Below are 15,181 nucleotides of genomic sequence, written 5' to 3'. Positions count from 1 at the left end.
TGTTACACCCTCGCCATGTCGAACGGCAGTCCTTCCGTGCCGTCGCGGAAGAAGTCCTCGATGAGTTCGTTCACTTCGTGGTAGCCGAGGACGTTCTCTTGGATGGCCCGGCGAATCAACTCCGCTCGGAACTTGATGTCCTCGTAAATCTTCCGCGTGTCGTCGTATCCGAGGAGGGTTGCGACCTTCTGCTCCATGATGAAGGAGTTGTTCATCCCCTGGAAGATAATCTCGTCCTGCACGGGGTCCCAGTAGAACACCTCGCGCGTGACGACGCCGCCCATCTCCTTCGAGTACCCCTCGATTTCCTGCACACTCGTCACACGACGTAAGATGTCGTCACCGCGTTTCACCCGATTCTGGAACAGTGCGATGTCGCAGTTGGACATGAACGTCTCGGGGACGTTGATGGGGTCACCGGTGAAACGCTGAATCATTGAAACGATGTCGGACGCGTGGAACGTCAGCATGACCGGGTGACCGGTCTGGGCCGCTTGGAACGCCATCCGACCCTCTTCGCCACGAACCTCCCCCACGATGATGTAGTCGGGACGCGAACGCAGCGCGGCCGCGACGAGGTCGAACATGTCCACCTCGGAGTCGGAACCCCGACCTTCACGCGTGAGGAGTTGCTGCCACGTGTCGTGTGGCGGCAGCACCTCGGCAGTGTCCTCTGCGGTGTAAATCTTCGACGACTGCGGGATGAACGACAGAATCGCGTTGAGCGTCGTCGTCTTCCCGGATGCCGTCTCACCGACCACGAACACGGTGCGCTCGTTCTCCAGTGCAATCCAGAGATACGCCGCCAACTCGGGCGAAAGCGTCCCCCACTTCGCAATCTGGAACACTGACAGCGGAACGTCGTCACCCTGACGGATGGTGAGCGACGACCCCTTCAGCGACACGTCGTCGGAGTAGATGATGTTGATACGCGACCCGTCGGGGAGCGTCGAGTCCACGATGGGGTGGGCGTCGGAAACCGGGTCACCCATGCGTTCACCCATGTTGCGAAGCCAGTTGTCGAACTGGTCGTCGTTGTCGAACTCGACACTCGTTTCGAGCAGGCCGAAGGTCCCGTGGTCAACGTCAACCTGGTTGGGACCGATCACGTGAATGTCCTCGTTCTCCGGGTCGCGCATGATGGGTTCGAGCGGCCCGAGACCGACGATGTCGCGGACGAGGCGGTAATGAATCTTGTCGTAGACCTCTTCTGTGACTTCGATACCGGCGACGTCGAGGCGCTGTGCGACCTTTCCGAGCGGCCCTCGGTCTTCGCCTTCGATGTGAATTATCTCCTGGAGGAGTTCGTCGATGCGCTCTTCGTAATCGACGCTCTCTTCGGGCGCTGGTTTCGACACGCTGCGTTCGAGCAACTTGTCTTTGACCCGCATGAACGTCTCGCGCTCGTCTTCGTCTAACTCCGGTTCGATGGTGTAGTACTTGGTCGTCTCACCGAAGTTGCCGTAAATCTGGCAAAACACCGGCCCACCGAGCGAGTAGATGATGTTCGGGCGGCGAGATTCGTAATCGCCGGGGTCGTCAACGAGCATCGGGAACTCGCCCGTAATCTGTCGGAAGCGCTTGAGGTGGTCACGCAGATGCGGCCACTGCATCGCCAGGCGTTTCAGGTCGTCCGAGAGGCGGGCCGAGCCGTGGTCTGTGGCCATTAGGCAACACTCCTCGATTCGATGACGATGCCGATTCCAGACCGGACCGAGAAACCGACTCGGTCACCGACCTGCTGACCCATTCCTGCGAACCGTTTGACGAAGATGTTACGCCGGACGTCGTTTCCGACCTCGACCATCTCCAGTTCGAAGTACACGTCGGCAATCGACCGGAAGGCACCGATAGAACTGTCGTCCACGGACGACGGGTCCACTGTGAGGATGATGGTCTTGCCTTTCGTCGTCAACTCGCGGAAGAACGAGATGATTTCGAGCGCCGCCTGACGCTCTTCGTTCTGCCGGACGAGCGCTTCGAACTGCGGGTCGTTACGGAGGATTGCATCGAACGTGTCGATGATGATGACGTCCGCTTCCCACATCTTCTCGGCGTCCATCATCCGGCGGAGTAACTGCTTTCGCTCTTTCGACGGGCCGCCGGAGAGCGTTCCGCCACTGTCTATCTCCGCCTGTAAGAACAGAATTCGTTCGTTCAGCAGGTGGTTGACCATGTCGTACGACAGCGAGTGCATCTGGTCGAGGAACCCGCGGACGCCCAGTTCGGTCGAGAGGAGTGTGACGACGGTGTCTTCCTCACAAAAGCCGTAACTGAAGCGCTGTGAGAGCACGCTCTTTCCGGCACCGTAGTCGCCTTCGATGAGGACGATTGCACCGTTCGGGATGCCCCCGCCCAGTTCTTTTTCGAGACGGTCGTGTCCAGATAGCCCAAGGGAAAATTGATTACTACTCATGATACGCGGAAGTCGAACACCTCCTCGTCACCGTCAACGATGAGTTTCAGACGGTGGTCGCCTTGCGGGAGGCTGATGTTGCTGATAGTCAGTTCGATGACGTTGCTGGGACGCCAATCGTCGCCATCGACGACGGACGCGTTGACGTCCGACTGGTACGAGGCGTTGACGATGACGTCGAAACTGTCACCAGTCGCTGGAAGCGTTCGTAAGCCGGTGTTCTTGACGTACACGGTCACGGTGTCGCTTCCGTCGTAGACCCCAGTTTCGGGGTCGCTGATGACTTCGATGTCTGTCTTGATCTGTGCGCTGACGTCACCACCTTGGTCGTCGAGCGAGTTGCTGATGCCCGCGACGGTGTCGATGAGGACGCCAGCGACGCCGGCGGCGACGACGATGCTTGCGATGAACAAGATGAGGCTGGGGACCGAAACGTCTGCCATTAGATTACCTCCTCAGTCGCCGCGACGCCGGTTCCGGTGACGACTTTGACCCTGCCCGGGGCACTGCCGAGTGAGACATTCATCACGAGATGTTCACCGGGGTACCATAGGTTGGTCGCTTGATTTCCGTCAACGGTGGTTACACCCGACGTGTTGGTGTACACGTTATCGACGAGTAACGTCGTCTCATCGACTTCGAGCGTCGTCGCACCGGTGTTCGTGATATTGACGACGAGGGAGTCGCTGCCAGAGGCGTTGTACGTCGCGTTCGAAATCACGATTTCCGTGTTCGTTCGTTCGAGTGCCTGTTCTGCGTCTGCATCTTGCGCTTCGAGGAGGTTCTCGCTCGCGTTAGATGTCGCTGTGTACAGGGTTCCCGTTGCGATGAGAACCCCGAGGAAGATAATCGCAGTCGAGCCACTAACTCCGAATCCCATCCAGGATTCCTCCGTATGCGACCAGCTCTTCGAACAGGCCACCGTCTGGTGCGTCGTCGGCGAGTCTGCTGACGTACACGAGACTCGTCTGGTGGTCTTCGATTTCGAGTCCGTCTCCGCCATCGACAGACGCCGAGACCTGTGCGACGTGGGTGTTGAGTTTGTTCTCGACGGAACGCGAAATCCACTCTTGTTCTCGGTACTGACGGAGTGCCCGCGAGGCACCGAGCGCGCCGCCCGCCGAGACGAGATGTTCGACCCACTCGAGGACGATGACTTCCGAGAGGTAGCTTCCTGGAAGGTGCGTCACGTACGCGTTGGAAGGCGGCGTCTGAACGGGTTCTTCGGGTTCCGAAATCGGTTTCGGCGACGGGACGTTTTCCGCACCGTGCTTGGCCGCCGCCGCGGACCGATACTCTTCTTCGAGTTCTTCCAGCGTCTTCTGGGGGTCTGCAACGTCGTCGTCGGCGTCGTCGGCTCCGTCAGCTTCCTCGGCCTCGAGTTCCGGTTCTTCCGTCTCGACTTCCTCGAACTCTTCTTCGAGTTCGTCTTCGACGCTGGCGTCTTCGTCGAGGAGTTCTTCTTCGGCGTCGGCGTCTTCCTCCTCTTCGTCGTCGTCCCAGCCCTCGTTCTCCTCGTACTGCTCTTTCAGGTCGTCGAAGCTCGACCCGCCGACGCTTTCGTCTTCGTCGTCGGGTTCTTCTTCGTCTTCGCCGAGGGCGGCTGCAGGGTCTTCACGTTCGGCATCTTCGAGTTCGTCTTTCGCCGCGAGTTCGGCTTCTTCGAGTTCGTCTTCTGCATCTAGCTCGCCGAATTCGTCGTCGAAGAAACTCTCTGCGTCCGCGTTGGCGACTTCCGGGTCGAGGTGTTCTTCTTCCTCGGCTTCGGCATCGAAAAGCCCGAACGCGCCACCCGCGTCGAGACCACCCATCTCGCGGGCGTCATCGACGAACGGGTTGATACCGCGCGTGACCATCTCATAGATGTCCAGCAGCTTTCGGATGGTGTCGTCGAGTTCTTCGACGGTCCCTCCGATCTGTTTGTTCTCTTCTCTCACAGTGTTCATCTGTGACGAGATGGCGCTGACTTCGTTCTCGAGTTCGCCGACGCGATCCTCGAGCTCTGCGAGCTCCTCGTTGTTTTCGTCGTCGAATCCGCCGAACTCGTCGTCGTCGAATCCGCCGTCGAGGTCGTCGCCGAAGTCACCAAACTCGTCGGAGAGGTCGTCGATGTCCTCCTCGAATCCTAGTCCGTCATCTGATGACATACATTCCTCTTCGGTATCCGTCTGATTCCCAGCATTCGTGGCTTATCGGCCTCGATTCATCAACTCCACTCTTACTGCGGGAGTAGAACTTCCGTGTCGCTCGCCGGCTCGTCCGAACGAACGACGGGCTGTCACCCGCCCGATTGTCAGGCCAGCTGGGGAGGGCTGACGGCGTCGGGGCAACAGGTAACATTGGTGCAAAGTACGTAAGTCAATACATGAAACTTCCCGTCTCGTTATCAGAAGAGATATTACGAAATTGCGGAATTTACTACCCATCCGGACGTAATAAATATCTAACGCCACCTAACGGCGGTAAGAAGAATTATCCGGGGGCGGCACCGATGAACGTTCGACAGCGACACTCGTCTCCATTCCAACTATGACAGAACTGATCAAAACCGGCGTCGAAGGACTCGATTCTATCCTGAACGGGGGTATCGTAAAGAACGCTGCAGTACTCATCAGCGGGAACCCCGGTACGGGGAAGAGTATCCTCGGACTCCAGTATCTCTACAACGGTGTCGATAAGTTCGACCAAGGAGGGTTGTATCTGACGTTCGAAGAGACAGAAGACGACATTCGTGAAGCCGCAGAGTCGATTGGATTCGACAACTGGAACGAGTACGTCAAAGCGGGCGACATCAAGGTGTACGACAAGCGCACACTCCTCCGCGATGGCGACTTCTCGTCCACCCTCGATCGGATTCTCGACGACTTGCAGGACACGGGATACGACCGTCTCGTGCTCGACTCGCTCACGATGTTCCAGCTCTTTTTCGACGACGAAAAGGAGCAGCGACAGTACCTCCTGAAGTTCATCGACATCCTGAAGAACAGCGAACTCACGTCGCTCTTGACGACCGAACAGTCCGCAATCTTCCCAGAGACCGACATTGGGTTAGAGAACTTCCTCACCGACGGGAACATCTACCTCATCCAGAGTCCTGCCGGTGCGACGAGTAACCGGTACATCTGGGTCGCAAAGATGCGCAAGCAGAGCATCAAAAACTCGATGTTCCCGTTAGAGATTGCCCACGGCGGCATCAAAATCTACGAACAAGCTGCCGGGTTCTCGATGGTCGGTGAGTCACCACCGTGGTTCGGCGAAGAGACGGAGTAGACGCGGCGTTTCGGTCTGTCCAGTCGGTTTCTCAGTTGTTCTTTTGTCCCCCACGTCGTGCAGTAGTCTGTCTCGTCGTGAGGCCCCGGTAGAACCGGAGTGTCTCAGTTCCGTTGTGGGGTCCGGTCGGGTAACTCCACGCCGTCTGTGGCCCTATCTCGGACTGCCAGCAGTGCAGCGGCAGTGCGGCCGCTCACTGGACGTGAATAGTGGAAGAAAGGAAAGTCAGCGAACGGTGCTTAGAGTTCGACAGGTTCGCCTGGGTCTTTGCCTGCAAGCTGCTGAGGCATCGTCAGGATAACCTGGGTCGTACCGCCCGTACGGGAGGTGATTTCGAGGTTGACCGTCTCACCCGTCGAGAGACCACCAGTACCGCTTTCGATGGCGGAGCTGTTGATGACGACCTCGTAGCGGTCGTTCATGCTGTTGAGGACACCGAACGAACCGTCGTCGTCAGTGACCTGCGTCAGGGCAAACTCGGTTGCATTGGCGGTTTGTGAGGAACTGTTGGTCAGCGTCGTGACCTCCGTCTCACTCAAGTACTTGATCGACGTCTCGTTCATGTCCACAGCGTCGGAACCTGCTGCGAGACGAACGGTCAGCGTCATGTTTGCAATGTCTTCGCTGTTGCCAACGTTACCGTGGCTGTTGAGCACCTCGACGCGATTCGTAACCTTGTTCACGCTTTGCTGACCGGCGTCCTCGGCAGTTGCTTGGAGGAAACCAGCAGTGTTCACAAGGACGCCCGCCGCGATTGCTGCGACGAGAACCATTGCGATGAAGACGATAAGCGTCCCGATACCAACCTGACCGCGATCTTCTTTGATGTTTTCGAACATATTAGTTCACCTACAAGGCCACCGGGTTGTTGTCCGATTTGCCAGCGAGCTGCTGGGGCATCGTCAGGATAACCTGCGTGGAGCCACCCGATCGGCTCGTGATTTCGAGTTTCACCGTGTCGCCCGTCGAGATACCTTCACCGTTCTGCTCAACGACAGATGCGTTGATGATAATCTCGTACCGGTCTGCCTGGTTGTTCAGGACAGGGAACGACGTGTCGCCGCCGTCTTCGAGCTTGTGTGCAGTGAACTCAGTACTGTTCAGACCTTGGTCAGCACCACTAGAGTTGTACGCGTTGACGCTGCGGAGCGTCGAACCATCTGCAGTCGTCGTCTCGTTCTTGTAGACGAGGTTTTCTGCCGTCGTGCCACTGAGGTACTTGATGGAGGTGTCTTCGAGCGAGACACTGCCGGAGCCTGCAGCGAGGCGGACCGTCATGTTGATGCTGTCAACGGCGTAGCCGGAGCTGGTGTCGTTCACCATACCGTGAACGCTGACGACATCGAGACGATTAGTTACCTTGTCAACACTTTCTTGGCCCGCGTCCTGAGCGGTCGCCTGCAGGAATCCCGCCGTATTGACGAGAACACCTGCTGCGATCGCAGCAACGAGAACCATCGCGATGAAGACAATCAGGGTCCCGATACCGACCTGACCCCGGTCTTCTTTGATATTTTCGAACATGGGTTGTCTTTGGTGGTCCCACACTCGGACGTGCGGCGACCCTCAAACGCCCACTTGGGGAGTTGATACATAACGGTACGGACCCGAATATCAATTCTGAAACTGGATGGCAGTTACGGATTTTGATATAATACATCGCGCACGCACGTGAGACTACAATTGTTCGGGACGAGCCATCGACTACTATTCGGGACGAGCTATCGACTCGCCAGTAGAAACAGAGAGCGGTTGTGCGCGGAGTCAGGAAGGAGTTATTCTTGTGCGATCTTTCGCCAAACGTCGTCGAGTTTGTTTTTGACTTCTGGACGCTCTGTAACCGTCACCGTGTAGTCGTCGTCGTCGAACCTGACGACGATTTCGTCTACTTCTCGACGGTAGACGTTCGTTCGTCGATGTTCGTCAGAGAGCACGCGGTCGTGGAGTTTGAGGAGCCCTACCGCAGTCAATTCCTCGATTCGTCGATAGCACGTCGCAATCGGAATATCGAGCATCTCACTGAACTCTTGTGCCGAATGTGGTTCCTCAGCTGCGCGTAGGATGTCAGGGTTGTATTCATTTCCCAACGCTGCAAGGGTCCTGTCAGACTCCATAGATGGAATGTTGTCGGTGCGCTCGGCATGTCAATGTGTTGGTTACCTTGCTGGCAAATTCATCCCGGCGATAGTCGTGTAAACAAATCTAGTCTTTGTGCGCCAGCGACGATGGGATTATATGTTACCACTCCGACGTTCGTCCGATGGCTGAGGATGGACGTCGCGGCGACTTGCGACGCGACCAGGGGGTAGTCGGGTCGAAGGACTTGGATATCAGCCACGACGAGCGAGTCGTCAGACTCGACAAGCAGCGTTTCGTCATTTCGACCGGGGAAAACCGACCACGGAAACCGGAAGACGAAACTCCCGAAGAGAACTCGAACGGCGAGCCAACTTCGGACGACGAACCAGTTTCGGACGACGAACCCGAAGAGAACACTCCGAGTATCGTCCTCCCGAAAGACCCACGAAAGCGTGCGATTCTCGCTCGAAAACTACTCGCAGAACGCGTCGGTGCAGTCCAGTCCGAATACGCGTTTGCGATAACCGCACTCGTCGATGGAACGGTCACTCAGCACGAAGCAGTATCCGACGAGGTGACCGACGTCTTTCGGTCTCTCGTCCAGTGGTACGCCGAAACGGTGAGTGACGGGGAGACTCCAACGGACGAAGTCCTCGGTATTCTCCTCCTCGCATCGGAGGTTCAGGTGACCTACCCTGGACGAGCGATCGAGGCACTCGCCAACTCCCACGGACTCGACCGGACGGACTCCATCGGCGAACTGCTCGATTCGGTCGAACGATCGGGTGCATCGTTCCCGCCAAATCGAACGCGATAACGCCCCTCCCTCTGGTTTTCGGTGTTCGTTTCGACCCGGTTATCATCTGTGAAACGGTAGAAACCGTATCAGGGATGATAATGGGGCGGAAGGGTTTATAGTCTGATTTTCGGAACGTGGCTACTATGGCAAGCAAGGTACTGGTCGTGGACGATTCTGCGTTCATGCGGAACCTCCTCAAACAGCTCTTGGAAGGAGAACACGAAGTCGTCGGCGAGGCCGAAAACGGTGTCGAGGCGGTCGAACTCTACCGTGAACTCGAACCGGATGTCGTCACGATGGACGTCGTGATGCCGATTCGAAACGGAATCGAAGCAACGTCTGAAATCAAGTCGCTCGATACGAACGCTTCGGTCATCATGTGTACGTCGGTCGGGCAAGAAGAGAAGATGCGCGAAGCCGTGGAGGCTGGCGCGGACGGGTACATCACCAAGCCGTTCCAGAAGCCAAACGTCCTCCAGGCTATCGCTGACGTCATTCAGGCCGAGGCATGAATCTCGACGTACGGTCGCTCCGAACGTTCAGCCGTCTCGCACACTCCGGCGCCGAAAAGGCAGCAGGCTCGCTGACCACACTCGCCGGTATCGACACGTACGTCAACGTCACGAAAGTCGAACTCAGCACGAAACAGGACGTCGAACAGGAGTTCGACGAGCGCAACCTCGTCAGCGTCCGCATCGGATTCAGTGGCGGACTGGATGGACAGACCATCCTCACGTTCTCTCCGGAATCTGCCGAGCGTCTGGTCGAAGCACTGGTTCCCGGCGCGGAGGCCGAACCGGGCGGCGAACTCGCCACGAGCAGTCTGAAAGAAGTTGCGAACATCATGCTCGGGGGGTTCATCGACGGATGGGCCGACTACCTCGACACCAGTATCGATATCACGACGCCGACGTACGTCGATCAGAACACCGACGACCCGCTGTCGGAACTCGAACCCGAAGGGTTCGAACACGACGAGAGCGACGAGGAACACATCCTCGTCTTCCGCAACCAACTGGAGGCGGCGGACGATGCGATCGGGTTCGCACTCTACATGGTCCCCTCGGCGAACTCTATCGAGACTATCGTCGAGGCGAGCGGCAACGACGACGAACTTCCGGTGGAGTCGTTCGCGGCTTTCTCGGAGATGATCTCCGACGGGGCGAACCAGGCGTCCGAAGACATCACTGCGATGACGGGCATCGATACGACCGTCGAAGTCAGTCGGTTGAGCTTCGTCCCGATCGAAGGCGTTCCGATGTCGTTGACCGACGGCGTCCGCCGCGGCGTCGTCCTCGAATTCATGGGCATGCCGAGCGGCTACATCGCAATCCTGTTCGACGAACCGTCGGCGGACAGCATCGCCAGCGCACTCCTCCCGGGGATGGAAGGCGACGAAGCGATGCGGCAGAGTGCAATCCAAGAGATCGGAAACATCGTGACCTCCGGGTTCCTCGATGGCTGGGCAAACGCGCTCGAAACGACGATCGACATCTCTCCACCGACGCACGTTCACGACCTCGGCTCTGCAATCATCGACCCGCTGGCAACCGAACTCGCCATGTCGCAAGAGTACGCGTTCCTCATCGACTCGACCATCCGAACGTCGAACGACGAGTTCACCTGCGACATCTATGCGCTTCCCGACGAGAACGAGTTGCGCAAGGCGCTCGAACAACTCTCACCCGCGGTCTAACCCATCTGCGGGAGACTCATGGCAATGCAAATTTACACCACGGACACCTCACAATCAACCCCGGCCAGAATCAAAGTGGGTATCGCAGACTTCGCAGTCGGTACCGATGGCGCGGTGCTAACGACCAGCGGTCTCGGTTCCTGTATCGGCGTCATTCTGTACGACGCCGACGCGGCCATCGCTGGGCTTGCGCACGCGATGCTCCCCACTTCGGACGGGGACGCCACTCCCGCGAAGTTTGCAGATACGGGCATCGAGTTGCTACTATCGGAGATGGAATCGTCCGGTGCAGATACGTCGAACGTCACCGCAAAACTCGCCGGCGGGAGTACGATGTTCGATTTCGCTTCGACCGACGACGGCAAAAGCATCGGCGACAGAAACGTCGATGCCGCCCGTCAGACCCTCTCGGAGTTTGGCATCGACATCGTCGCCGAAGACGTCGGTGGGTCCCACGGACGCTCACTCGAACTCGACGGCGAAACTGGGACGCTCACGGTTCGAAGTGCCAAAACCGGCACGTACGAACTCTGATTCGGCTCGGGTTTTCATCTCTTCTTTGCCGCTCGTCGATGTCGCATCGAGCGGCGCACGCGCCGAGAGGCTCACCGCGGACACGACGCGACTGCCGATGGTGCTCTTCGAATCCGGAATTAGGGCCCTCGACCGTTTCGAGGCGGACGGCGGCGACGTGATGTGAGCGGGAGTGGCCGAGCAGCCCGCATCCACTATCAATTGTGATATCGGCTCGCGTAGTTTTATGTCACCGCCTTCGAATCTGAGAAGCAATACGGTACGATGCACGCGTGTGACATCGGCTGGCGTTCTGCGCCACCGCTCCGAGTCGGGGGACTCGGGGAATCGTGCCGTCTCAACGAGGATACCATGCATTTGGACCCGGACGACTACGACCCAGACGAACTTCGACGCATCGCCCGCGAGGCCACCGGCTTTCGGAACGGGAACCTCTCCCGATTCGAGGACCGCGGACCGTTCCGGTTCGACAACCCGCTGTACGACACCGGCCGTGGCTCTGCGTCGGAAGCCCTCCGTTCGAGCCAACTCGAACAACTACTGGTACACCAATCTGGGCGTGGTGACGACCACACCGTCCAGAAACCGTACCTCACGTCACTTCCGGACAAGTACGGTGCCGAACGCGTCGTCTTCGATTGGCTCGAATTCCTCGTCTTGAAAGGCGGTTTCAAGCGAGCGATGGATGCGCTTCGATACTACCAGTCGGTCGAATGGCTGACGCCAGATGTCGAAGAGACACTGCGGAACTATCTTCTCGGATTCACTGCAGATGTCGAAGAGGCAGACGAACTCGACGTTGACGACCACTTGCTGAGTCTCATCTACATCGCACGACTCGCATCGATGGTCTAATCGCACTGCCTCGGGTTACAAACGCCCTCGTGAATTTTATTTCAACTATTTTACGATAGAAGAGTCACCGATACAGCTTTGCAAAGTCGCTTATTTGTCATACTGTATGGCAGATGCTGATGGAACTGACGAGAGCGGAACGGACGTGGGCGGTCCCGTTCCAATCGGTGTGAAATTGGGGAGCACCAGAACGGTACTCGCGTATCCCGACGGCGACGGCGGCATCGAAACCGTTCGAACGCTCACCTGCCTCGCGGCGTACGAAGACCCCGTCACCGGCGACGAGCGCGTCTGCTACGGTGAAAAGGCGGCACGGCAGTATCCGGACCGCGTCGAGTTCCCGCTTCGTTCTGGACTCCCGGAAGACGAGCGTCGTGCCGAGTTAGCCGGTCAGTTCTTCGAAGAGCTGTGCGAGAACCACGAATTGCCTGACGAGAGTGGTGTCGTGTACGCGATTCCGACTATCGACGACGAACCCGGACTGGTGAACCTCAACGAGGTCATCGAAGAGAGTACCATCGGCCAGACGTTCGTCAGAAGCTTCCCCGAATCGCTCTGTGGCGCGTTCCCGGCGATGGGAGACGGGATGGAGGCAATCGACGGCATCTTCGTCGCCGTCAATCTCGGCGCGACCAGTCTCGAAGCCTGTGCGTACCGACACGGTGAACAACTCGCGCCGTTCGTCTCTGAGTCGGCGACTGGCAACGATGTTGACCGACGAATCGCCAGTGCCGTCGAAGAAGAGACACGAGGCCGTGTCAACATCGACACGACGACAGCCCGCGAATACAAAGAGGTGCACGGCGATTTCGGCGATTTCGAACCGTTCACCGACGTCGTTCAGCAACCCGGTGGCGGGTCCCACGAGTTCACTATCGAACGGAGCGTGATGGACCCGCTCGACGAGTACCTCGATTCGGTCGTAGCGGAACTCGCCAACGACTTCCTCTCGCAGTTAGCGAACGCGTACATGAAACCGTATCAACTCGCGCTCGCCCGCCCAGTCGTCGTGACGGGTGGCATGGCGTGCCTCCCCGGCATCATCGACGAGTTCGAAGCGCGACTGAGCGACGAACTCGGACGCGATATCACCGCAGTCACGGCCGACCGGCCGGACCTCGCCGCCGCAGAAGGTGCCTACAGAATCGCTCGTCGCCTCGCGGAGTCGTCCACATAAAGCGACGACTCGGCCTCAGTTCGTCCCTGACTCTGCTTCAGCCGATTGGAGCGACGGCCCGTCTCGTGTGGCCGCTTGCAGACGAATGACCGCAATCGTTCCTCGTGGCTCGTTGCTGTCGAATCGGAGGCTGCCGTTCGATTGCTCGACGATCCACTTGACGAGCCACAGCCCGAGTCCACTGATGTGTTCGAGCGGCGTCTCGAGACCCGACCTGAGCACCGACAACTCGGCGGAGGGTATCCCCGGACCGTTGTCCGCGATACGGATCTCGACTGTTTCGGCCAGTTCGACCGTCGAATCGAGGCTCACCGTGAGTTCCGGAATGACGCGGTCGGTGTGCTCGATTGCGTTTTCCAACAGATTCCTCACCGCAAGTTGCAACAGGTCGTCCGCGTACACCCACTGCTCGTCGGGCAGATACCGATGGACTTTGACGTTCGGATACTCGGTTTCGAGCGAGCGTAATTCGGCTTCGAGGTACCCGACGGCGTCCACCGGTTCGAGAACGGCAGCCGACCGGTCGAGCGTGGTGTCGATGTGTCGCGTTCGCTCGCCGAGATTGACGAGCGACGTCGCTTTTCGCTTTATCGTGTGGGCGTGTGACTTCGAGGCCGCCGGCACGTCCTCGCTGAGCAAGAGGTCCGCGTGCCCGAGGATGACGTTCATATCGTTTCGCAGGTCGTGACGAAGGACGCGGTTGAGCACGCGAAGTCGTTGTTCGTACTGGTGTCGGCTCGTCACATCGCGGGAGTTGAGGACGACGCCGCCGACTGCGGGGTCTTCGAGGAGGTTGACGCCGACCGTTTCGAACTGCCGCCACGTGCCGTTCTTGTGTTTCACACGGCACTCAGTTCGGACGGTTTCGTCGTTTTCGACGGCGTATTCGAACTCTCGACGTACCCGTTTTCTATCTTCGGGATGGACGATGTTGAACGAGTTTTCGCCGACGAGTGACTCAGGTGGGTGTCCGAGAACGTCCTCGACAGAGGGGCTAACGTACCGACGCGCTCCGTCTTCGTCCAGCACCGTGATGATGTCGCGCGAGTTCTCGATGAGCGCTCGAAACTCCTCTTCGGTCTGTCTGCGCTCGGTCACGTCGGTGAAGACGAGCATCTTCGCCTTTCGCTGTATCGGGTCGCCGACGCTCCCCGACCGAACCTCGAAGTATCGGGGGTCGTCGTCTCCGATGACCGCTTCCGTCCGCGCGTTACCGTTGAGGACTTCCCTGACTTCGTTCGGGGCTTTCGTCACCTCCAACACCGATTTACCGATACAGTCCGCAATCGTTGGTTCGAGAACGGTAGCCGCTGCACCGTTCGATTCGACGACGCGGTTGTGCTCGTCGAGGACGAGAACGGCATCGCGCATCTCCGAGAGTATCGCTTTCTGCGCGATGGGCGTGATATCGAACAGACGATATCGGAACAGTGCCCAGACGACCAGCACAGCACTGAGTCCGAGGCTGAGCGGGGTCACACTAATCGGCTCGAAGCCACTGTCGAACAGTTCGAACCCGAAGGTAGCGAACGGAATTGCGCCCACGGTGAACAGGAGCGACGCCTGTGCTCGGTGAATCCCATCGCTGTTGAGGAGTTTCGCACCGAGTACGCTCAACCCGACGCCAGAGATGCCGAGAATGTAGACCGTATGGGCGATGTAGAGCGGTCCAGCGCCGTCGAGCATCGCAAACTGCCCGGACCGAAGCATCGCGTCAGTGACGAAGAGACCGTGGGCTCGACTCGTCCACGTGAGTGCGAACGAGACCACGGGTTCGACAGAGAGCAACGCGACCATTCGACGAGAGACGAAGGAGTTCTCGCCGGTGTACAAGAGCGTGAAAATGAGCCAACTGGTCGGGAGTGTCGCCGCACCGAGCCACATTATCCGTCCCCAGACGATGGCTGGAACCGACCCGAACGAGAGCAGTTGGAACCCGTATGCAGTCGCCCAAACCGCACTCGAAAGCGATAACACTGCGAAGGGGATGCGCACTCTGCGCGAGTAGAGTCGAAATCGTCCGAGAACGATGAGAGTAACCAATCCGGCGAAGATACCGGACGCGAACAACGCATATGCAAGGATTACAGGCGCATCGCCGTTCATGTGTTACATTCGACGTTCATCTGTGTTGTCTCGCAGTGAATACGTTCCCGACGGTGTCACGTCGGAGCAATAGAAAATCTCTCTCTGCTATGATATTTAAGCGATTCGTCCTCTCTATCAACAGTGATACTCAACGGAGTACTGCGATTTAGTTCGATTGGAATGCGGTAATATCGTCTCGTTCACGGCGTCTATAAGCTGGTGTTTGATATGTTTCCACGACGAGGTCACTATCGGATTTGGTACTGT

The 15,181-nt window shown here is 58.1% G+C and carries 17 protein-coding genes; 8 read left to right on the top strand and 9 right to left on the bottom strand.

The annotated features are described in order from the left end of the window. Positions 1-2: 2 nt before the first annotated feature. From ACFQJC_RS10620 to ACFQJC_RS10600, 5 genes are read right to left on the bottom strand one after another with little or no spacing between them, the layout of a single operon-like run. On the bottom strand, positions 3-1,667 hold the full coding sequence (locus tag ACFQJC_RS10620; protein ID WP_390223305.1) for a type II/IV secretion system ATPase subunit: 1,665 nt from the start codon (positions 1,665-1,667) through the stop codon (positions 3-5). After that, positions 1,667-2,416 carry an archaellum protein ArlH gene (gene arlH / locus ACFQJC_RS10615; protein WP_390223304.1) on the bottom strand — a complete coding sequence of 250 codons (750 nt, stop codon included), beginning with the start codon at positions 2,414-2,416 and terminating at the stop codon, positions 1,667-1,669. Before arlH ends, ACFQJC_RS10620 begins: the two co-directional genes overlap by 1 nt. Next, on the bottom strand, positions 2,413-2,859 hold the full coding sequence (arlG, locus tag ACFQJC_RS10610) for an archaellum stator protein ArlG (protein WP_390223303.1): 447 nt from the start codon (positions 2,857-2,859) through the stop codon (positions 2,413-2,415). The genes arlH and arlG overlap by 4 nt, the downstream gene beginning before the upstream one ends. Continuing rightward, a complete protein-coding gene (gene arlF / locus ACFQJC_RS10605; protein ID WP_390223302.1) occupies positions 2,859-3,296 on the bottom strand; it encodes an archaellum stator protein ArlF in 438 nt (145 codons plus the stop codon). Before arlF ends, arlG begins: the two co-directional genes overlap by 1 nt. After that, entirely contained in the window at positions 3,280-4,563 is a 1,284-nt protein-coding gene (locus tag ACFQJC_RS10600) for a flagella accessory protein C (protein ID WP_390223301.1), read from the bottom strand. The genes arlF and ACFQJC_RS10600 overlap by 17 nt, the downstream gene beginning before the upstream one ends. Before the next feature lie 382 nt (positions 4,564-4,945). Here ACFQJC_RS10600 and ACFQJC_RS10595 point away from each other — a divergent pair, with 382 nt between their 5' ends. Beyond that, complete coding sequence (locus ACFQJC_RS10595) at positions 4,946-5,686, top strand: RAD55 family ATPase (RefSeq protein WP_390223300.1); 741 nt, start codon at positions 4,946-4,948, stop codon at positions 5,684-5,686. A gap of 239 nt (positions 5,687-5,925) precedes the next feature. Here the strand turns inward: ACFQJC_RS10595 and ACFQJC_RS10590 are convergent, their stop codons facing one another. The 3 genes from ACFQJC_RS10590 to ACFQJC_RS10580 form a co-directional block, all read right to left on the bottom strand. Beyond that, complete coding sequence (locus ACFQJC_RS10590) at positions 5,926-6,525, bottom strand: archaellin/type IV pilin N-terminal domain-containing protein (RefSeq protein ID WP_390223299.1); 600 nt, start codon at positions 6,523-6,525, stop codon at positions 5,926-5,928. 10 nt (positions 6,526-6,535) lie between these two features. Next, the gene (locus ACFQJC_RS10585) at positions 6,536-7,210 is read right to left on the bottom strand and encodes an archaellin/type IV pilin N-terminal domain-containing protein (RefSeq protein WP_390223298.1); all 675 of its coding nucleotides are present in this window, start codon (positions 7,208-7,210) and stop codon (positions 6,536-6,538) included. 251 nt (positions 7,211-7,461) lie between these two features. Then, positions 7,462-7,800, bottom strand: a complete 339-nt coding sequence (locus ACFQJC_RS10580) for an ArsR/SmtB family transcription factor (RefSeq protein ID WP_390223297.1) — start codon at positions 7,798-7,800, stop codon at positions 7,462-7,464. 146 nt (positions 7,801-7,946) lie between these two features. On the opposite strand from ACFQJC_RS10580, the gene ACFQJC_RS10575 reads away from it, so the two are divergent. From ACFQJC_RS10575 to ACFQJC_RS10545, 7 genes are all read left to right on the top strand, one after another. Then, the gene (locus ACFQJC_RS10575; protein WP_390223296.1) at positions 7,947-8,582 is read left to right on the top strand and encodes a DUF7500 family protein; all 636 of its coding nucleotides are present in this window, start codon (positions 7,947-7,949) and stop codon (positions 8,580-8,582) included. Positions 8,583-8,707: 125 nt separating this feature from the next. Then, positions 8,708-9,076, top strand: coding sequence for a chemotaxis protein CheY (gene cheY / locus ACFQJC_RS10570; protein ID WP_390223295.1), 369 nt, complete (start codon positions 8,708-8,710; stop codon positions 9,074-9,076). Beyond that, the gene (locus tag ACFQJC_RS10565) at positions 9,073-10,260 is read left to right on the top strand and encodes a chemotaxis protein CheC (protein WP_390223294.1); all 1,188 of its coding nucleotides are present in this window, start codon (positions 9,073-9,075) and stop codon (positions 10,258-10,260) included. Before cheY ends, ACFQJC_RS10565 begins: the two co-directional genes overlap by 4 nt. 24 nt (positions 10,261-10,284) lie before the next feature. Then, entirely contained in the window at positions 10,285-10,794 is a 510-nt protein-coding gene (locus ACFQJC_RS10560; protein WP_390225587.1) for a chemotaxis protein CheD, read from the top strand. A gap of 25 nt (positions 10,795-10,819) precedes the next feature. Then, the gene (locus tag ACFQJC_RS10555; RefSeq protein ID WP_390223293.1) at positions 10,820-10,960 is read left to right on the top strand and encodes a hypothetical protein; all 141 of its coding nucleotides are present in this window, start codon (positions 10,820-10,822) and stop codon (positions 10,958-10,960) included. Positions 10,961-11,145: 185 nt separating this feature from the next. Next, positions 11,146-11,649 carry a FlaD/FlaE family flagellar protein gene (locus ACFQJC_RS10550; protein WP_390223292.1) on the top strand — a complete coding sequence of 168 codons (504 nt, stop codon included), beginning with the start codon at positions 11,146-11,148 and terminating at the stop codon, positions 11,647-11,649. Positions 11,650-11,755: 106 nt separating this feature from the next. Then, positions 11,756-12,826 carry a hypothetical protein gene (locus ACFQJC_RS10545; protein WP_390223291.1) on the top strand — a complete coding sequence of 357 codons (1,071 nt, stop codon included), beginning with the start codon at positions 11,756-11,758 and terminating at the stop codon, positions 12,824-12,826. A 15-nt stretch (positions 12,827-12,841) separates the two neighbouring features. Here ACFQJC_RS10545 and ACFQJC_RS10540 read toward each other — a convergent pair whose 3' ends face one another. Continuing rightward, the gene (locus ACFQJC_RS10540) at positions 12,842-14,932 is read right to left on the bottom strand and encodes a histidine kinase N-terminal 7TM domain-containing protein (RefSeq protein WP_390223290.1); all 2,091 of its coding nucleotides are present in this window, start codon (positions 14,930-14,932) and stop codon (positions 12,842-12,844) included. Positions 14,933-15,181: the final 249 nt, after the last annotated feature.

This window comes from Haloferax namakaokahaiae, assembly GCF_042663225.1.
In the GTDB taxonomy this organism is placed as follows: domain Archaea; phylum Halobacteriota; class Halobacteria; order Halobacteriales; family Haloferacaceae; genus Haloferax; species Haloferax namakaokahaiae.
Note: the sequence above shows the minus strand (reverse complement) of the source record. Positions and strands in the feature narration are given on the sequence as shown.